This window comes from Streptomyces sp. SP17BM10 (assembly GCF_036322405.1).
GTDB lineage: Bacteria > Actinomycetota > Actinomycetes > Streptomycetales > Streptomycetaceae > Kitasatospora.
In genome coordinates, this window is the sequence record NZ_JAQYXB010000471.1 from 68,425 (window position 1) to 85,208 (window position 16,784).

Below are 16,784 nucleotides of genomic sequence, written 5' to 3' on the forward strand. Positions count from 1 at the left end.
GACGCGCCGCCTCTGCGACCGGACCCGGGGAGCACCCGCTCGGACGTACCGGAAATGGGTCTCACCTCCCTGGATCGCGGTTCTGCTCGACGTCGGTCACCCTACCGCACCTCTGCGTGACCGGGGCGCGGCTCTCAGTCCAGCAACTCGGCGACCAGGGCCGCGAACTCCTCCGGGGTGAGGATCCGGATGCCGAGCTCCTCGGCCTTGGCGCGCTTGGAGCCGGCCTTCTCGCCCGCGACGACGAGGGTGGTGCGCTTGGACACCGAGCCCGAGGCCTTGCCGCCGGCGCGTTCGACGAGCTCGTTCATCGCGTTGCGGGAGAGGTCGGCGAGGGCGCCGGTCATGGCGCCGGTGACGACGACGGCCTCCCCGGCGAGCGGGCCGGCCGCAGGCTCGCCCCCGGCGGTGGCGGCGGCCGGCGCCGTCGGCTCGGTGACCTCCAGGCCCACGCCCCGGGCCGCGAGCTTGTCCAGCAGCGGTGCGACGTCGGCGAGTTCGGCGACGATGACGGCCGCCTTCTCGACCCCGATGCCGTCCACGCCCGCGAGCGCCTGCGCGTCGGCGGCCCGGATCGCGGCCATGCTGCCGAAGTGGGCGGCCAGGCGGCGGGACATCGTGCGGCCGGTGCCGCGGATGCCGAGCGCGCAGAACACCCGGTTCAGCGGGCGGAGGCGGGCCGTCTCCAGCGCGGCGAGCAGGTTGTCGGCGCTCGTCTCGCCCATGCGGTCGAGCGTGAGCAGCTGCTCCTTCGTGAGGGTGAACAGATCGGCGATGTCGTTGACGAGGCCGCTCTCCACCAGTTGCACGGCCCGCGTGCCGCCGAGGCCCTCGATGTCGAGCTGGTCGCGCCCGGCCGCGTAGATCACCGAGGCGACGGCCTGGCAGCCCCTCCCCCGCACGCAGCGCCAGCGCTGCTCGGACGCGTCGATCGCGTCGCCGCAGCGCGGGCACACCTCGGGGAAGACGATCGGCTGCTCGGCGCCGGTGCGCTCGTCCACCAGCGGCGCCTCCACGCGCGGGATCACGTCCCCCGCGCGGTAGACGAACACCTGGTCGCCGAGCATCAGCCCGCGGCGCCCGATGTCCGCCGGGTTGTGCAGCGTCGCGTACGTGACGGTCACGCCGTCGATCACGACCGGTTCGAGGACGGCGCGCGGCGCGATGATCCCGGTGCGGCCGACGTTCCACTCCACCGCGAGCAGCCGCGTGACCTTGTGCTGTGCCTGGAGCTTGCGCGCCACCGCCCAGCGCGGCGCGCGCGAGCCCGAGCCGGCCTCCTCCTGGTCCGCCACCGCGTCCGCCTTCACGACGACGCCGTCGATGCCGAAGGGCAGCGCGGCGCGCAGCGCGGCGATCTCGTCGATGCGCTGCTGCGCCTGCGCGAGGGTGGTGCAGCGGCGGGGCGCGGCGTCCGTGGTGGCGGCGGTGTTCGCACCGAGCTCGGCGAGCCGGGCGAGGAGGGCGGCGTGGTCGAGGCCGGGCAGGCCGAGGGCGGCGTAGGCGAAGAACGTCAGCTCGACGCGGTAAGGGCGGTCCTTGGCCCGCAGGGTGCCGGCGGCGCCGCTGCGCGGGTGGGCGAAGGGCGTCGCGCCGTGGGCCGTGCGGACGGCGTTGGCCTGCTCGAACTGCTCGTGGGTGAGCAGGACTTCACCGCGCAGCTCGACGTCCAGCGGTTCGGCGAGCCGGGCCGGCAGGCCGAGGACGGAGTCGGCGGCGTGCGTGATGTCCTCGCCCGCCAGGCCGTCGCCCCGGGTGAGCACCTGGGCGAGCCGCCCGGCCCGGTACCGGGCCGCCACCGCGAGGCCGTCCAGCTTCGGCTCGACGCACCAGGCCGCGACCGCTCTGCCCAGGCGGCGCTCCAGGCCGGCCGCCCACGACTCCAGTTCCCCGGCCGAGAACACGTTGTCCAGCGAGAGCATCGGCACGCTGTGCGGCACGTCCCCGACGGCCGCGCCGCCCGCGACCTTCCCGGTCGGCGTCTCGGGCAGCACCTCGTCGGGGTGTGCCAGCTCGTACGCCTCGATCGCGCGGACGAGCGCGTCGTACTCGTCGTCCCCGAGCGGCGTGCCGCCGTCGGCGTAGTACGCGGCGGCGGCGCGCACGGCGGTGGCGACGGCGTCGGCGTACGCGTCCGTCGAGGTCAGGGCGACAGGGGAGGCCGTGGAGGCGATGTCCTTCATGACGCCATCATCGCGAGTCGGACTGACATTCGACTTCCGGTGCGGCCGTGGGAGCCGTGCGGAAAACGCGTTGGCGGCCCGCCGCTACCGCTGCTAACCTGCCGGAGGCCGTGCGAGAGAACGAGGAGGTGGTACCCGTGAACACAGTTTCGACATGGGTGCTCTCCTCCGGGGTCACGGTCGGGCGGTAGGTCGTCCGGGAGCGCCGTTCCAGTGCACTCCCGAAAGGCACGACCATGCGGTTCACCTCCGAGCAGCGCCTCGACAACGGCGTCCTCGAACGCGAATTCACCCTCGGCGAGATCCCCGGCACCCTGTGGACGCCCGGATCCACGCCCGCTCCCCTGATCCTCATGGCCCACAACAACGGCCTGCCCAAGAACGAACCCCGGCTGGTGGCCCGGGCCCGGCACTGCGCTTCGCAGGGCTACGCGGTGGCCACGATCGACGCCGCCGGGTGCGGCGACCGCCCCCGTTCCGCCGCCGACGACTCGGCCCGCGCCGAGCTCCGCCGGGCGATGCGGGCCGGCGAGCCGGTCGACGACATCTTCGAGTCCTTCGTCGCCCCCATGGTCGAGAGCGCGGTCCCGGAGTGGCGGACCGCCCTGGACGCCGTCCTCGCGCTGCCCGGGATCCACGGCCCGGTCGGGTACTCGGGGTGGACGGCCCTCGGCATCCGCCTCGCGGTGACCGAACCGCGCATCGCGGCCGCCGCGTTCTTCGCCGGGGGCTACGTGCCCCTCGCCCAGCGCGAGGAGGCGCGGCGGGTCACCGTCCCGCTGCTGTTCCTGCTCCAGTGGGACGACGAGGGGAACCCACGGCAGCGGGCCCTCGACCTCTTCGACGCCTTCGGCAGCGCGGAGAAGACGATGCACGCCAACACCGGCGGGCACGTCGGCACCCCGTGGTTCGAGGCCGAGGACAAGGGCCGGTTCTACGACCGGCACCTGAAGTGACCGGCATCTGACGTGACCGGGCACCTGACGTAGCCGGCACCTGACGTAGCAGAGGGGCCGCCGCCGTCACCCGGTCGCCGCGCGGGGCGGCGTGTCGGGTGGCGGCGTACGGTCGGCGGCGGAAGGGTGGCTGGCGGTAATCCCCCGGGAGAAAGGGCGATCATGCCTGACGTCACCACCCCGTACGCGACCGGCACGCCGTGCTGGGTCGACCTGATGGCGAAGGACCAGCGGGCCGCGCTCGACTTCTACCGCGACCTGCTCGGCTGGCAGGGGCAGCCCGGCCCGGCCGAGTTCGGCGGGTACGCGGTCTGCGAGCTCGACGGCAAGGCCGCGGCCGGGATCGGGCCGGCGATGGCCCCCGAGGGCATGCCGGAGCCGCCGACCGTGTGGACCAGCTACCTGGCCACCACGGACGCCGAGGCCACCCAGGACGCCATCGTCGCCGCGGGCGGGACGCTGCTCGTGCCGACGATGGACGTCGGCACCCTCGGGCGGATGCTCATCGCCGCCGACCCGCAGGGCTCGGTGTTCGGGGTCTGGCAGCCGGGCGACTTCTTCGGCGCGAAGGTCGTCAACGAGCCCGGCGCGCTGACCTGGAACGAGCTGCACACCAGCGACATCGAGGCCGCGACCGCCTTCTACGGCAAGGCGTTCGGCATCGAGATCGCGCCGCTGGAGGGCGCGGACGCCTACTGGGAGCTGAAGGTGGGCGGCCGGGCGGTGGGCGGGGCCACGCTGCTCGCCGGCGACCCGCCCGGCACGCCGGCGCACTGGCTGACCTACTTCTCCGTCGACGACGTCGACTCGACCGTGGACGCCCTGGTCAAGAAGGGCGGCACCGTCCTCGCCCCGCCCTTCGACATGATGGCCGGCCGGATGACGGTGGTCGCCGACCCGCAGGGCGCCCCCTTCGCGATGATCACGCCGGTCCCGATGGCGTAGCGCCCCCGCCGGCACCCTGCGCCCAACGACACACCCTCTCCGCCCGCCCGGGCTCTTCCCGGGCGGGCGGAGGCGCGTCCGGCGACCGGGCGCCACGACTCCCGAGTCCGCAGAAGCGGACCGTCCGCACGGACAGGCCGGTCCGCCGGGGGAGCTTCCCGATCGAGAGGAGGGCCGTCGCGCCCGTGGCCCTCACTCCGGTGTCTCCGGTCACTGGAGACACAAGGGTGGGGCGTGGGTCCCGAGCAAGGGCAATCTCGGAGTTGGCGGCTCGACCCGGCGCTCGTGACGATGGAGCGCCTTCCGTCCCTCCGAGCCGAGGAGTACGCCCGTGCCGCACATCGCCATCGACAACGGACTGCCGGGAATCAGCGGCCTGCTGGCGCTGCGCCCGGACACCGCCGCCCCTCTCGGGATGCTCGCCGACGCCTTGCTGCGGGCGTCGGCCCCGATGAGCCGGGGCGAGCGCGAGCTCGTCGCCGCCTACGTCTCGCACCTCAACGGCACCCGGTTCTGCACGGGCGCCCACAGTGCCTTCGCCGCAGCGCAGTTGGCGGAGGGCGACGACCTGGTGCGGGCGGTCCTGGCCGATCCGTCGACCGCGCCGCTCACCGAGCGGATGCGGGCCCTGCTGCGGATCGCGGCCGAGGTGCAGGAGCGGGTCGGGCCCGTCTCGCAGGAGGCCGTGGCGGCCGCCCGCGCGGCCGGCGCCGGGGACACCGAGATCCACGACACCGTGCTGATCGCCGCCGCGTTCTGCATGTACAACCGGTACGTCGACGGCCTGGCCACCGACCTCCCCGAGGACCCGGGCTACTACGCCGAGGGCGCCAAGCGGGTCGTCGACTCCGGCTACGGCCGGGGGAACTGAACGCGCGGCCCCCAGCCCCCAGCCGTCGAGGAGACACCGACATGAGCACGTACGCATCGGGCCGGCCGAACGCCTCGGCCGGTCAAGCCCCACGTCAACTACCCATCCGCACCTCGCTGTTCGTCACCGGCGACTTCCCCCGGCGGCGCTGGCCGACCCTGCTGCTCGGCACCCTCGGCGGGCTCCTCCTCGCGTACGCCTGGAACGCGAACCTCGTCGACGACCAGATCGGGTTCACCACCGCCGACGCCCTGCTCGGCCACGACGCCCACGGCACGCCGATCACCGGGGTGCTCTCCGGCGTCCTCTTCGCCTTCGTCTCCGGGCTGGCCGGCTCCTTCACCGCGTGCAACATCGCGGCCTTCGGCGCCGTCGGCCCACTGGTCGGGCAGTCGGCGTCGCCGCGCCAGCGGCTCCTGCACGCCGCCAAGCCGCTGGGCTGGGTCTTCGCGGGCATGGCACCGGTGTCCGCCGCCTACGGCGCGCTGGTCGGCCTCGCCGGCACGCACATGCCGCAGTTCTCGACGACCGGGGGCAAGGGCCTGACGCCCCGGGCGATCCAGTCGATGACCACCTTCGGCCTGATCGGGCTGGTGATGATCGTGCTCGGCCTGGCCGCCGTCGGCCTGGTCCGGGACCCGCTGGCAGGGCTGTCGCGGCGCTTCCCGAACGCGCCGCTGGTGCTCGTCGGCGCCCTGATCGGCGGCTTCCTGGTGGGCCGCCCGTACCCGCTGTTCCGCGACCTGTTCCGGCACGCCGCCACCACCCACGACCCGTTCTACGGCGCCGGCGCGTTCCTCCTCCAGTCCATCGGCAACATCGCCGTGATGGCGCTGCTGTTCGTGGCGCTCGCCCTCGGGACGGGCGGTCGCCTGCAACGGGTGCTGGCGTCCGAGCCCGCCCGGATCAGCGTGATGACCGCGGCGGCCTTCCTGGTCGCCGGGGTCTTCACCGTCGTGTACTGGGACGTGCGGATGCTGGCCAGGCTCGGCTACCTCTGGTTCCCGCCCTCTCCCTGGGGGTGAGCCCTGAGCCCCCTCGGTGGGTATGCGGTCTGACGACTCGTGCGGCTATCCTCAAACCCTCACATCCATGTCAAGGCCAGGACCGGACGGCAGGAGGGGCGACGCATGCGTATCGGTGAACTGTCCGACCGGACCGGGACTCCTCCGCGACTGCTGCGCTACTACGAGCAGCAGGGGCTCATCACGCCGGAGCGCGCGGCGAACGGGTACCGCGACTACGACGAGCACCTCGTCGACCGCGTCGTCCAGATCCGCGGACTGCTGGACGCCGGGCTGCCGACACGCATCATCAAGCAGATCCTGCCCTGCCTCGACAAGCCGCGCGTCATCCACGTCCGGGACGCCACACCGGACATGATCGCGACGCTGGAGAACGAACGGGACCGCATGAGCGACCGGATCCGGTGCCTCACCCGCAACCGGGACGCGATCGCGGAGTACCTGGAGGCGGTGCGCGCCACCGCACTGGATCCGGCGTCGGCGTGAGGCGCTTGACCTTGACACTTATGTGAAGGTTGCACGCTGACCGTCATGAGCGACTCCCGCATCTGGCACGCCGAGTTCGGCCACGGCACCCCGATCGTGCTGATCCACGGCTACACGATCGACCACCGGCTCCTCCTGCCCCTCGACCCCGCGTTCGCCGACCGCCCGGGGTGGCGGCGGATCTACCTCGACCTCCCCGGGCACGGCAACAGCCCGCGGCTGCCGGGGAGGACCTCGGCGGCGGCGGTGGCCGACGCGGTCATCGAGCGGATCCTCGAGCTCGTCGGGCAGGAGCGGTTCGCCGTCGTCGGGCAGTCGTTCGGCGGACAGCTGGCGCGGGCCGTGACGGCGGCGTTCGGCGAGCAGGTGCTCGGTTCGGCGCTGATCGTGCCGGTCGTCCGCTGGGGTGGGGACCGGACGCTGCCCGAGGAGACGGTCGCCGAACGCGACGAGGAGTTCCTCGCCGGCCTGTCGGCCTCCGAGCAGCAGGCCTTCGGCGCCGTCATGGCCCGGCACACCAACGAGAGTTGGGAGCTGTACCGGCAGCACGTCGCGCCCGGCTGGGACGCCCACGACCGGACGGCGGCCGCCGAGCTGGAGGCCGAATTCCTGCTCCCGGCGTGGCCGGAGGACGGTGCGCCCGTCCACGGCGGGCGGCACCTGCTGGTCACCGCGAAGCAGGACGCGCTCGTGGGCTGGCGTGACCAGCTCGCGCTGCTCGACCACTATCCACGGATGACGGCGGCGGTCCTGGACGGCACCGGGCACAACCCGCAGGTGGAGAGCGCGGGCGCCGTCCGCGAGCTGTTCGGGCGGTGGCTGGACGAACTCGCGCCCCGGGACTGAGGAGGCCCGCCGGTTCATCGGCCGTGCCCCGCACGATCGTCCACCTCCACACGAACCGCCACCGGTCATTCGTGCCCGCTCCAGGCGGGGACGCCCGTCAGCGGCCTCGTGCGGTACAGGGCCGAGGCGCCGGGCGGGACGAGGCAGGGCAGCAGCCACTCCCACAGCGCCGCGACCCGGCGGGCGCGCTCCTCGGACGAGCAGCACTCGCCGAAGGTGACCTCCAGGCCGCACGCGGCCGTCACCACGAGTGACTCCGGGCCGGTGCCGCCCGGGCGGTCGCGCAGTTCGCCCGCACGGTGCGCGCCCGACAGCAACTCCCGCACCACGCCCGCCCACACGCCGTGGAAACCCTGCGCGCCGGCCGCGCACGCGCCCGCCGCCCGCCCCTCGGCCGCCGTCTCCCCCAGCCACGCTCCGCCCTCCCGGCCGAGCCGGAACCCGGCGCGGATCACCGCGTCCGAACCGAGCGCGTCGACCAGCCAGTACCCCGAGTCGATCAGGGCCTGGAGCGGCGACGAGGCCGTGCGCAGCGTCGCGCACGCGCCGCGCAGCGAGCGCTCGGCCTGCTCCAGCACCGCCCGCGCCAGGACCTCCTTCGACGCGAAGTGGAAGTACAGCGCCCCCTTCGTCACCCCCGCCGTGCTCGCGATCTCGCCGAGCGTGGCCCCCGCGTACCCGCTGCGGTCGAACAGCACCGCCCCGGCCTCCACCAGCCGCCCGCGCGTCCGCTCCGACCTCTCCTGCGCCACGTTCCCTCAACCCCTCACCACTGCGAGCCAGTTCCGTCCAAGCGCACCACACCGCACAGTCCCGCCACGCGGGCCGCCCCCGTCGCCCTCGGCCCACCCGGGGAGAACCGTCACCGTGCCCCTGACGGTTCCATGCCCAATTCCCGCACCAGAGTTGCACGGAGTCGTTGGTGCACCTCCAGCGCCTCACGTTGGCCAGCGAGAAACAGGACGGGCGGTTGCCAAACGACACCGAACCAGCTGTTTGTTCATGTGCATCAGGCGACGCGCGCTCGATCAGGGGACGCGAACGGACCTTCCGTGCGCCTGCGCGCAGACGGGGACACCCGGCTCACGGGCCGCCCGGGCACAGGCGAACGGCGGCGCCGGCCTCCAACGGGCCCCGCACCGCCGTCGATCCGCCCGCTCCCGCGCGCGGTGCACCGCCTCAGGACAACGGCGCCGCTCCGCCAGCCGCGTGCGCCTCGACCTCGGCGCCCCCTTCCGCCGCCGCGCGGGCCGCCGCCACCTCGGCGACCACCCGGGCGCCGCGGTCCGGCCCCATCCGCAGCGCGCCGAGCACGCCCGGCACCGCGATGCTCGGCATCACGTGCCGGAAGAGCCCGGCCACCCGGCTCTCCAGGTCCGCCCGGCCGCTCAGCTTCTGGGACTGGATCTGCACGCCCGTCCACGCCGCCGTCAGCAGCCACGCCGCGTCCGCCGCGGTGACGTGCGGCAGCAGTTCGCCGCGCTCGCCGGCCGCGACCAGGATCGTCTCGAAGCGGGAGATCCACCCGAGGATCCCGCCGCCGCCGTACTCGTCGAACGCGTCCTGACCGAGCGAGAGCCGGGCGGCGGCGCTCAGCAGCGGGTCGCGCGGCAGCAGATGGGCGAGCACCATCCCGGTGTCCACGAGCTCCTGGAGTTTGCAGGCGCGTTCGGGCACCCCGTCCTCGGCGAACTGCTCGTCGACCACGCCCTGCGCGAGCTCGCGCTTGGACGCGAAGTGGAAGTAGACCGCGCCGCGCGTCACGCCGGCCCGGGAGACCACCTCGCCGATGGTCGCACCCTCGTAGCCGAACTCGTCGAAGACAGAAGCCGCGGCCTCCAGGATCAGCCGACGCGTCCGGAGCGCCCGCTCCTGCCGTACCACCGGAACCACCCCGCCCTGACGTTCTCACGAAAACAAAACCAAACACGCCGTATCTTAGCGACGCGTGACCCGGAGGCGACAGGACACCGTCGGGGAATCGTCCCAGCCGCCTCCTCCCCCCATCGGCCCGTGTACTTCGGCGAATTCGAGACGACCGGACGCCCGCCGACGGCGGCGGGGAACTCCCCGCGCCCCGTCACACACAAAACCGAACGATCGGTATCCGTAGTGGCATGCCAGGCCCCTGAAGACCCGATCACGCCCCGACGCCCTCGCGACACCTTTCCCAACCGATCGGTTGAACAAGGCGGCAGAGCGGCGTAACGTTGTTCTCAACCAATCGGTTGAGAAGGAGAGGGGGATCCGGTGGCCGTCGACCAGCTGTCCCGGGCGTTCGTCGCCCTGGCCGATCCGACCCGGCGCGACATCGTCGCCCGCCTCTCGGTCCGCGACGCGACCGTCGGCGAGCTCGCGGAGTCGTACGCGATGTCGATGCAGGCCGTCTCCAAGCACCTCAAGGTGCTGGAGGAGGCCGGGCTCGTGAGTCGCAGCCGGGACGCGCAGCGACGGCCGTGCCACCTCGAACCGCAGGTGTTGGACGAGTTGACGAGCTGGATCGAGCGCTACCGCCGACAGGCGGAGGAACGATTCCGCCGCCTGGACACCGTCCTCGCGGCCATGGCCGACGAGGCCGACGACGGGCCCGCGGGCGAGGACCCCGGACGCGCCACCGCCACTGACACCGACGCAGGCGCAGGACACGAAGGAGAGAAGCCATGACCTCCACCACCGGCCGCGAGACCCGGGTCGAGGCGGACCCGGCACTGCCCACCATCCGGATCGTCCGCGAGTTCGACGCCCCGCCGGCGCGGGTCTTCCGGGCCTGGATCGAGCCCGAGCTGGTCGCCCGGTGGCTCGGCCCGGACAACCACGAGACGAAGATCGACTTCTGGGACGGCCGCACCGGCGGGAGCTACCGGTACTCCATGCACCAGGACGGGCAGGAGATCGCGGCCTTCTACGGCTCGTTCCACGAGGTCCGGCCGGGCACCCGGCTCGTCCAGACGTTCACGTACACGGGCGTGCCGGACGGCGTCTCGCTCGACACCGCCGCCTTCGAGCCGGTCGGCGAGGGCCGCACCCGCGTCACGATCCTCTCGGTCGTCGACACCTTCGCCGCCCGCGACGCCATCCTCGCGAGCGGCATGGAGAAGGGCGTCACCGAGGGCTACGCGAAGCTGGACGCGCTGCTCGCGACCGAAGAGTGACGACCGGCGCCCGACACGAGGCGCCCACCGCCCGCGCGGCGGTGGGCGCCTCGTCGTACCGGGCCGCCGCTCAGCGCCGCCCGAGCGCCGACAGCGGGTTCACACTCTCCACGGCCTTGACCAGCGGGGCGAGTTCGGGGTTCCTGGCGGCCTCGTCGAGGGCCTCGCGGAGCGCGGCGTCGTTCGTGGGACGGGCCGCCTCCAGCAGCTTCAGGCCGTCCTCGGTCACGTTCGTGTAGATGCCACGGCGGTCGGTCGGACACAGGTAGCGCGAGAGCAGGCCGCGGTCCTCCAGGCGCGTGACCAGGCGGGTCGTGGCGCTCTGGCTGAGGACGACCGCGTCGGCGACCTGCTTCATCTGCAGGTGGCCGCCCTCGTCGTCGTGCTGGCGACTGAGCACGTCGAGCAGCGAGTACTCGCGCACGCTCAGGTCGTGCCCGGCCTGCAGGGCGCGCTCGATGTGCGCCTCGATCCGGCCGGCCAGGAGGTACAGGGCGGCCCAGCCGTTGGCGAGGGCGGTCAGCGCGGGATCCGTGGCGGTCATGGGCGCGGGTCTCCTTCCGGGGTCGACGGTGTCAAGGATAAGCCCTGGGCAAAAATTTCCGCTTGGGCATGTATCCCGCTTATACAAGCGTCTCCTGCGACGCCCCAGTGGAGCCGGGCCCAACGGACCGGCTCCACCCGCGCTTTCGCACCCCTCGGCCGTCCGCCATCGGCGACAGGCGAATGCCCGTGCTTGCATGTATGCCGCGCCTGCAACTATTGTCGGAGCCCGTAAGGCGCTGTAGCAATCTCATTCGGAAGGATGCGCCATGCCTCTCGCACTCCTCGCCCTCGCCATCGGGGCCTTCGGGATCGGGACCACCGAGTTCGTGATCATGGGCCTCCTGCCCGAGATCGCCGGCGACTACGGTGCGTCCATCCCCACCGCCGGACTCCTGGTCACCGGGTACGCGATCGGCGTCGTCATCGGCGCCCCGCTGATGACGGTGCTCGGCACCCGGATCGGCCGCAAGACGATGCTGATGCTCCTGATGGGCCTCTTCGTCGCGGGCAACCTGCTCTCCGCCGCCGCCCCGAGCATGGGCGTCATGCTCGCCGGCCGCATCGTGGCCTCGCTCGCCCACGGCGCGTTCTTCGGCATCGGCTCGGTGGTCGCCGCCGACCTCGTCGCCCCGGACAAGAAGGCCGGCGCCATCGCCACCATGTTCACCGGGCTCACCGTCGCCAACATCGTCGGCGTCCCGCTCGGCACCTTCATCGGCCAGGCGGTCGGCTGGCGCGCCACCTTCGTCGGCGTCGCCGCGCTCGGCCTGGCCGGACTGCTCGGCATCGCCAAGCTCGTCCCCGCCCTGCCCCGCCGCGAGGGCGCCCGCCTGCGCAGCGAGCTGACCGCGCTCCGCAACCCTCAGGTGCTGCTCGCGATGGCGATGACCGTCCTCGGCTTCGGCGGAGTCTTCGCCGCGATCACCTACATCGCCCCGATGATGACCCACGTCGCCGGCTACTCCGAGGGCGCCGTCACCTGGCTGCTGGTGCTGTTCGGCATCGGGATGTTCCTCGGCAACCTCCTCGGCGGGAGGTTCGCGGACCGCAGGCTGATACCGATGCTGTACGCCTCGCTCGGCGGACTCGCCGTCGTCCTGGGCCTGTTCACCTTCACCGCGCACGACAAGGTCCTCGCCGCGATCACGATCCTGCTGGTCGGCGCGCTCGGCTTCGCCACCGTCCCGCCGCTGCAGAAGCGCGTCCTCGACCAGGCGCACGGCGCGCCCACCCTGGCCTCCGCCGTCAACATCGGGGCGTTCAACCTCGGCAACGCCCTCTCCGCCTGGCTCGGCGGCCTGGTGATCTCGGCCGGCCTCGGCTACACGGCCCCGAACTGGGTCGGCGCACTGCTCGCCGCCGCGGCCCTCGTGCTCGCCCTCTGGTCCGCCGCCCTCGAGCGCCGCTCCCCGGCCCGGGTGACCGCCGCACCGGCCGTCCCGGTCCCCGTCCACCACTGAATCCACCCTCCAGGAGAAGCGCCACCATGAGCACCATCACCGTCACCCCGCTCACCACCGCAGACGCCGAGAACCTCGTCGCCGCCGCACGCACCGCCGCCGAGTCGGCCGGGGTCGCCGTCAGCATCACCGTCCTCGACGCGGGCGGGCACCTGCTCGCCTTCCGCCGCGACGACCGCGCCGTGCTGATCTCCGGCGAGACCAGCACCCGCAAGGCCTACACCGCCCTCCAGCTCGACGCCCCGACCGCCGACCTGGTCGACCTCGTCAAGCCCGACGGGCCGTTCCACTCCCTGCCCACCGCGCTCGACCGTCCGCTCCTCTTCCTCGCCGGCGGTGTCCCGGTCCACCGCGACGGCCGCCTCGTCGGCGCCCTCGGCATCGGCGGCGGCGCCCCCGAGCAGGACCACTCCTTCGCCATCGCCGCGCTGCGGGAACTCGCCGGGTGACGGCCGCCGGGCGCCCGGGTACCACCGGCTCCCGGCGTCGGGTGGGTGTCAGCGGCAGAGCGCCGCTTCGACGAGGCTCTCGACGGGCTTCATGGTGGCCGGGTCGGACGGCTGGGTCGTCACCGCGGGCCTTCTGCTGTGCCTGCTCGCTCATGTGTCAACTCGGGGGTCCGGTCGGGAAACAGCGGTGTCCGCTGGTCCCGAATCTCTCCGACGCCGACCCTCCGGGACGATGCTGCTACCCGCCCGATTCCGGGGTGGGGATAGCCCCCGGATAGCCCCCGTCCGTACACGACGGGACGGCGGAGGCCCGTCCACGAGCACGATGCCGCCGCTCAGGCCAGCCAGAAGACGAGCAGTACGGCGGCCGTCATGACCAGTGCGGTCAGCACGGGCGCCCCGGCCCGGCTCCTCGACCCGGACGTGACGACGACCATCGACACGGTCGGCACCGTGAAGACCAGACCCACCATCAGCACGGCCACCGGGCCGGACTGCGACCCGGTGGCGATCATGGCCCCGAACACCACGGTGAACATCAGCACCAGCAGCACCGACGTCGTCCCCAGCAGCCAGGCCGCCCGCGCGGTCCAGCGGGTCACCCGGTCATCGGCGTAGAAGTCGGCGCGGGTCGTGGTCCACAGCCGCAGCAGGGGCCGGCTGCGCCGGTCGGAGATCAGCATGGCGTCAGTCTGGCGCGCCACGAGCGCTCGCGACACCCCCGGACCGACCGGATCTCCCGCCGGAGGCGGTCCGCCCCGAGTGGAGCCGGCAGGTCACGCGGCATCAGCCATCCGTAGCCGCACCGACGCCCAGCAGCTCCTGGGCCGCCTGGTGGAACGCCTCGGTGGCGGGCGTCGCGTGGTCGCGGTGGTGGAGCAGGCCCCACTGCACCGGGGGTGCGTCGGTGAGCGGGCGGTAGGCGACGTCGGGGCGGGGGTGGTAGCGGCGGGCCTGGGCGCCCACGGGGAAGGCGCCCCGGCCGGCGCCGACGAGGGTCAGGATCTCGTTCAGCGTGGTGCCCGCCGGGCCGGGCGGGATCGGCCGGCCGGCCGGCGTCCGCGTCGGGGTGCGGTCGGCGCGGAAGGACTGCGGTACGGCGGACGGCAGTTGGACGAGCGGGAGGTCGGCCAGGCGCTCCGCCGTGACGGCGCCCAGCCGGGCGAGCCGGTGGCCGGCGGGCAGGGCGAGCATCCGGGGCTCGCTCACCAGGACCGGGCCCGCCATCAGGTCGGGCTCGCGCAGCGGGTACTCCGCGAACACCAGGTCCACCTCGCCCGACCGCAGCAGGGCGATGCGGTCGACGAGTTCGGCCTCCCGGAAGGTCGCCTCCCAGCCGGGCAACCGCTCCCGGAACCGCTCCGCGACGCCGGCGAGCAGCTGCCCCGCCGCCGGGCCCCCGAACGCCACCCGCAGCGTTCCGCTGCGCCCGTGCCCGGCGTCGGCGACCCGCCGGACGGCCGCACCGACCGCCTCCCACGCGGGCCGCAGCTCCGCCGCCAGCTGCGCCCCGAGCGCGGTCGGCTCCACCCGCCGACTCGTCCGGACGAACAGCGGTGCGCCGAAACGGCGTTCCAGCTTCCGCACGGTCTGGCTGACCCGTGCGGTGGACACGTGCAGCCGCTCGGCCGTCCGCCCGAAATGCAGTTCGTCCGCGAGCACCAGGAACGCCTCGATCTCGTGCCGCTCCAGCACGCGGTACCGCCTCTCCCCCGTTACACCGTTGATCCTCGCTTCACGATCGTTGCACAGCCCCTCATTGATCGTCCGACCGCTCCGGCGGGAGGGTGGAGCCATCGCCGAAGATCCCTCGTCTCCACAGGAGTTCCGTCGTGTACGTCACCACCCACCACGCCCTCGCAGCCCCCGCCGCCGACCCGGCCGCCGTCGCCGCCGAGCTGCGCGACCGGACCGAGATCCTGGACGCCCTCCTCCGCTTCGGCCTCGGCCAGGACCTCCACGACCGCGAGCTGTTCGCCTCCTCCTTCACTCCCGACGCCGAACTGGACTTCCGCCCGGCGGCCGCCGCGTGGGGCGCCGAGCCGCCCGTGATGGCCGGCCGGGACCACATCGTGTCGACGATCCTCGGCATGTTCGCCGGCCGGGTGATCACCACCCACCAGGTCACCAACCCGCGCATCACCGTGGACGGCGACCGGGCCCGGCTCACCTCCCTCGTCGAGGCACAGCACCTGCTGACGGCCGACCCCGCCACGCACGCCCTGCTGAAGAACCGCTACGACGTCGAACTGCACCGCGACGGCGACCGCTGGCTGATGCACCGGGTGCGGATCGACAACGTGTGGCTCACCGGCGAGCCGCGCGCCATCTTCGGCTGAGCGCTCCGGAGAAGGGGAGCTTCAGGGCAGCACGGCCACCGCCTCCACCTCCACCAACTGGTCGCTGTAGCCCAGCACGGCGACGCCGAGCAGCGTGCTGGGGGCGTCGTGCTCCGCCATGTACGAGCGGTACACGTTCCACACCTTCCCGAGGTCGGCCTGGCGGGAGGACGCGACGTAGACCGTCGTCCGGGCGATGTCGCTCCGCGCGGCTCCCGCGTCCTCCAGGGCGGTTATGAGGTTCCGCATGGCCTGGTGCGCCTGCCCCTCGTAGTCGCCGACGGCGACCGTCCGGCCCTCCTCGTCGAGCGGGCAGGCACCGGCGAGCCAGAGCGTGCGGACCGGCGCGTCGACGGCCGCCGCGTAGGCGTAGTCGACGGCCGGGGTCAGCCGGGTGCTGCGGATGAGCTTGACGGCGCTGGTCACGGTGGCCTCCGGCGGGGACGCGATCGAACTTCTGCGCCCATCGTTGGGCGCACCTGAGGAACCGTCAAACGATATGCGGGCGAATTTCCCGTCGTTCCAAGGACGATGCGGTTCGCGATTCACCAATCCGGGTGATGGCGGTCCGACTCGCCCACCCGGGATCCTGGTGTCTCGAGATCTGACGAGACCCCGACAACACCGGGAGAGTGAGCGATGGAGTCCCAACTGCCGCACCACGAGGACGGTTCGGGCGTCGGCCGGCGCCGGATGCTGGGGATCGCGCTCGGGGCCGGGCTCGTTCCCGCGCTGGGGGCGTCGGCCGCCGCGAACGCCGAACCCGCGCCGAGCGAGCCCGACATGGCGGCCGCCGCGCTCGGACGGCGCGTCGCCGAGATCGCGACGGCCCAGATCGGCGTGCCGTACGCATGGGGCGGCGGCGACCGCCTCGGGGCGAGCTACGGATTCTGCGACGGCGAGAACGGCTACCTCGACGGGGTCTGCCTCGGCGAGAACACCGTCGGCTACGACTGCAGCGGCCTGTCCCTCTACTGCTGGTACCTCGCCAGCCACGGGAGGATCGAACTCGCCCACTACACCGTCGCGCAGTTCAACCGCAGCGCCGAAGTGCCGCGTGACGCCATGCTCCCGGGCGACCTGATCTTCTTCTCCCGCCCGGACGCGATCCTGCACCACGTGGGGATCTACGCGGGCGACGGCGCGATGATCCACGCCGAGCGGACGGGCACGGTCGTCGCCCGCGTCGAGAAGGTGCTCGACGTCCCGCGCTGGGCCGACGAGTTCGCCGGCGCCCGCCGCCCGCACCCCGCGGGCTAGCCAGGCGCAAGGCCCCGCCCGACCCACTCCGAGTCGGGCCGTCCCAATGGCGCGCACGCCTACCGGTGGGCGCCCTTGACGGTGGGCTGCGTCTTCTGGTTGTAGATCTCCTTGCCGTCTGCGTCGTAGGCGTGGACGTAGGGGTCCGGGGGGAAGGACTTCGCGTCGTTGGCAGTGGAGATGGCCGCCGTGTAGACGAACGCGCCGCCCGCCATGACGGCCGGGTACTGGGTCGGGTCGTCGCCGTAGCTGATGGTGACCTTGGC

The 16,784-nt window shown here is 73.1% G+C and carries 20 protein-coding genes and 1 pseudogene; 12 read left to right on the forward strand and 9 right to left on the reverse strand.

Going from position 1 to position 16,784, the window contains the following annotated elements:
- Positions 1-134: 134 nt before the first annotated feature.
- Positions 135-2,183 carry an NAD-dependent DNA ligase LigA gene (ligA, locus tag PUR71_RS06825; RefSeq protein WP_329925431.1) on the reverse strand — a complete coding sequence of 683 codons (2,049 nt, stop codon included), beginning with the start codon at positions 2,181-2,183 and terminating at the stop codon, positions 135-137.
- A gap of 236 nt (positions 2,184-2,419) precedes the next feature.
- Between ligA and PUR71_RS06830 the strand changes: the two genes are divergently transcribed.
- The 6 genes from PUR71_RS06830 to PUR71_RS06855 all read left to right on the forward strand — a co-directional run bounded on the left by PUR71_RS06830 (position 2,420) and on the right by PUR71_RS06855 (position 7,312).
- On the forward strand, positions 2,420-3,139 hold the full coding sequence (locus PUR71_RS06830) for a dienelactone hydrolase family protein (protein WP_329925432.1): 720 nt from the start codon (positions 2,420-2,422) through the stop codon (positions 3,137-3,139).
- Positions 3,140-3,301: 162 nt separating this feature from the next.
- Positions 3,302-4,084 (forward strand): VOC family protein, encoded by a 783-nt coding sequence (locus PUR71_RS06835; protein ID WP_329925433.1) that lies wholly within the window; start codon positions 3,302-3,304, stop codon positions 4,082-4,084.
- 331 nt (positions 4,085-4,415) lie between these two features.
- Positions 4,416-4,955: a carboxymuconolactone decarboxylase family protein gene (locus PUR71_RS06840; protein WP_329925434.1), complete on the forward strand. Its 540-nt coding sequence runs from the start codon at positions 4,416-4,418 to the stop codon at positions 4,953-4,955.
- 41 nt (positions 4,956-4,996) lie between these two features.
- Positions 4,997-5,980 carry a hypothetical protein gene (locus tag PUR71_RS06845; RefSeq protein ID WP_329925435.1) on the forward strand — a complete coding sequence of 328 codons (984 nt, stop codon included), beginning with the start codon at positions 4,997-4,999 and terminating at the stop codon, positions 5,978-5,980.
- Between the two features lie 105 nt (positions 5,981-6,085).
- On the forward strand, positions 6,086-6,466 hold the full coding sequence (locus PUR71_RS06850; protein WP_329925436.1) for a MerR family transcriptional regulator: 381 nt from the start codon (positions 6,086-6,088) through the stop codon (positions 6,464-6,466).
- Positions 6,467-6,511: 45 nt separating this feature from the next.
- Entirely contained in the window at positions 6,512-7,312 is an 801-nt protein-coding gene (locus PUR71_RS06855; protein ID WP_329925437.1) for an alpha/beta fold hydrolase, read from the forward strand.
- Between the two features lie 65 nt (positions 7,313-7,377).
- On the opposite strand, the gene PUR71_RS06860 is transcribed toward PUR71_RS06855, so the two are convergent.
- From PUR71_RS06860 to PUR71_RS06865, 3 genes are all read right to left on the reverse strand, one after another.
- Entirely contained in the window at positions 7,378-8,064 is a 687-nt protein-coding gene (locus PUR71_RS06860; RefSeq protein WP_329925438.1) for a ScbR family autoregulator-binding transcription factor, read from the reverse strand.
- A gap of 110 nt (positions 8,065-8,174) precedes the next feature.
- On the reverse strand, positions 8,175-8,273 hold the full coding sequence (locus tag PUR71_RS41140; protein WP_443077400.1) for a BTAD domain-containing putative transcriptional regulator: 99 nt from the start codon (positions 8,271-8,273) through the stop codon (positions 8,175-8,177).
- Positions 8,274-8,491: 218 nt separating this feature from the next.
- Positions 8,492-9,196 carry a ScbR family autoregulator-binding transcription factor gene (locus PUR71_RS06865; RefSeq protein ID WP_329925439.1) on the reverse strand — a complete coding sequence of 235 codons (705 nt, stop codon included), beginning with the start codon at positions 9,194-9,196 and terminating at the stop codon, positions 8,492-8,494.
- Positions 9,197-9,562: 366 nt separating this feature from the next.
- Between PUR71_RS06865 and PUR71_RS06870 the strand changes: the two genes are divergently transcribed.
- Both PUR71_RS06870 and PUR71_RS06875 read left to right on the forward strand, forming a co-directional pair.
- Positions 9,563-9,976: an ArsR/SmtB family transcription factor gene (locus PUR71_RS06870; protein WP_329925440.1), complete on the forward strand. Its 414-nt coding sequence runs from the start codon at positions 9,563-9,565 to the stop codon at positions 9,974-9,976.
- Positions 9,973-10,464 (forward strand): SRPBCC family protein, encoded by a 492-nt coding sequence (locus tag PUR71_RS06875; protein ID WP_329925441.1) that lies wholly within the window; start codon positions 9,973-9,975, stop codon positions 10,462-10,464. The genes PUR71_RS06870 and PUR71_RS06875 overlap by 4 nt, the downstream gene beginning before the upstream one ends.
- Positions 10,465-10,534: 70 nt before the next feature.
- On the opposite strand, the gene PUR71_RS06880 is transcribed toward PUR71_RS06875, so the two are convergent.
- Positions 10,535-11,008 carry a MarR family winged helix-turn-helix transcriptional regulator gene (locus tag PUR71_RS06880; protein WP_329925442.1) on the reverse strand — a complete coding sequence of 158 codons (474 nt, stop codon included), beginning with the start codon at positions 11,006-11,008 and terminating at the stop codon, positions 10,535-10,537.
- 268 nt (positions 11,009-11,276) lie between these two features.
- Between PUR71_RS06880 and PUR71_RS06885 the strand changes: the two genes are divergently transcribed.
- A complete protein-coding gene (locus PUR71_RS06885) occupies positions 11,277-12,470 on the forward strand; it encodes an MFS transporter (protein WP_329925443.1) in 1,194 nt (397 codons plus the stop codon).
- Between the two features lie 26 nt (positions 12,471-12,496).
- Positions 12,497-12,919: a GlcG/HbpS family heme-binding protein gene (locus PUR71_RS06890; RefSeq protein WP_329925444.1), complete on the forward strand. Its 423-nt coding sequence runs from the start codon at positions 12,497-12,499 to the stop codon at positions 12,917-12,919.
- Positions 12,920-13,254: 335 nt separating this feature from the next.
- Here the strand turns inward: PUR71_RS06890 and PUR71_RS06895 are convergent, their stop codons facing one another.
- Both PUR71_RS06895 and PUR71_RS06900 read right to left on the reverse strand, forming a co-directional pair.
- Entirely contained in the window at positions 13,255-13,602 is a 348-nt protein-coding gene (locus PUR71_RS06895; RefSeq protein WP_329925445.1) for a hypothetical protein, read from the reverse strand.
- Positions 13,603-13,705: 103 nt separating this feature from the next.
- Positions 13,706-14,614: a LysR family transcriptional regulator gene (locus PUR71_RS06900; protein WP_329925446.1), complete on the reverse strand. Its 909-nt coding sequence runs from the start codon at positions 14,612-14,614 to the stop codon at positions 13,706-13,708.
- Between the two features lie 137 nt (positions 14,615-14,751).
- Here PUR71_RS06900 and PUR71_RS06905 point away from each other — a divergent pair, with 137 nt between their 5' ends.
- Entirely contained in the window at positions 14,752-15,258 is a 507-nt protein-coding gene (locus PUR71_RS06905) for a nuclear transport factor 2 family protein (protein ID WP_329925447.1), read from the forward strand.
- 21 nt (positions 15,259-15,279) lie between these two features.
- Here the strand turns inward: PUR71_RS06905 and PUR71_RS06910 are convergent, their stop codons facing one another.
- Positions 15,280-15,684 (reverse strand): RidA family protein, encoded by a 405-nt coding sequence (locus PUR71_RS06910; RefSeq protein WP_329925448.1) that lies wholly within the window; start codon positions 15,682-15,684, stop codon positions 15,280-15,282.
- 213 nt (positions 15,685-15,897) lie between these two features.
- Between PUR71_RS06910 and PUR71_RS06915 the strand changes: the two genes are divergently transcribed.
- Positions 15,898-16,518, forward strand: a complete 621-nt coding sequence (locus PUR71_RS06915; RefSeq protein ID WP_329925449.1) for a C40 family peptidase — start codon at positions 15,898-15,900, stop codon at positions 16,516-16,518.
- Positions 16,519-16,577: 59 nt separating this feature from the next.
- On the opposite strand, the pseudogene PUR71_RS06920 reads toward PUR71_RS06915, so the two are convergent.
- Positions 16,578-16,784: pseudogene (locus tag PUR71_RS06920) on the reverse strand (hypothetical protein); the annotation flags it as partial.

Bases quoted from the DNA above. Each gene is read 5' to 3' on its own strand.
- ligA (WP_329925431.1), bottom strand. From the start codon at position 2,183: ATGAAGGACATCGCCTCCACGGCCTCCCCTGTCGCCCTGACCTCGACG.
- PUR71_RS06830 (WP_329925432.1), top strand. From the start codon at position 2,420: ATGCGGTTCACCTCCGAGCAGCGCCTCGACAACGGCGTCCTCGAACGC.
- PUR71_RS06835 (WP_329925433.1), top strand. From the start codon at position 3,302: ATGCCTGACGTCACCACCCCGTACGCGACCGGCACGCCGTGCTGGGTC.
- PUR71_RS06845 (WP_329925435.1), top strand. From the start codon at position 4,997: ATGAGCACGTACGCATCGGGCCGGCCGAACGCCTCGGCCGGTCAAGCC.
- PUR71_RS06850 (WP_329925436.1), top strand. From the start codon at position 6,086: ATGCGTATCGGTGAACTGTCCGACCGGACCGGGACTCCTCCGCGACTG.
- PUR71_RS06855 (WP_329925437.1), top strand. From the start codon at position 6,512: ATGAGCGACTCCCGCATCTGGCACGCCGAGTTCGGCCACGGCACCCCG.
- PUR71_RS06875 (WP_329925441.1), top strand. From the start codon at position 9,973: ATGACCTCCACCACCGGCCGCGAGACCCGGGTCGAGGCGGACCCGGCA.
- PUR71_RS06880 (WP_329925442.1), bottom strand. From the start codon at position 11,008: ATGACCGCCACGGATCCCGCGCTGACCGCCCTCGCCAACGGCTGGGCC.
- PUR71_RS06885 (WP_329925443.1), top strand. From the start codon at position 11,277: ATGCCTCTCGCACTCCTCGCCCTCGCCATCGGGGCCTTCGGGATCGGG.
- PUR71_RS06890 (WP_329925444.1), top strand. From the start codon at position 12,497: ATGAGCACCATCACCGTCACCCCGCTCACCACCGCAGACGCCGAGAAC.
- PUR71_RS06895 (WP_329925445.1), bottom strand. From the start codon at position 13,602: ATGCTGATCTCCGACCGGCGCAGCCGGCCCCTGCTGCGGCTGTGGACC.
- PUR71_RS06915 (WP_329925449.1), top strand. From the start codon at position 15,898: ATGGAGTCCCAACTGCCGCACCACGAGGACGGTTCGGGCGTCGGCCGG.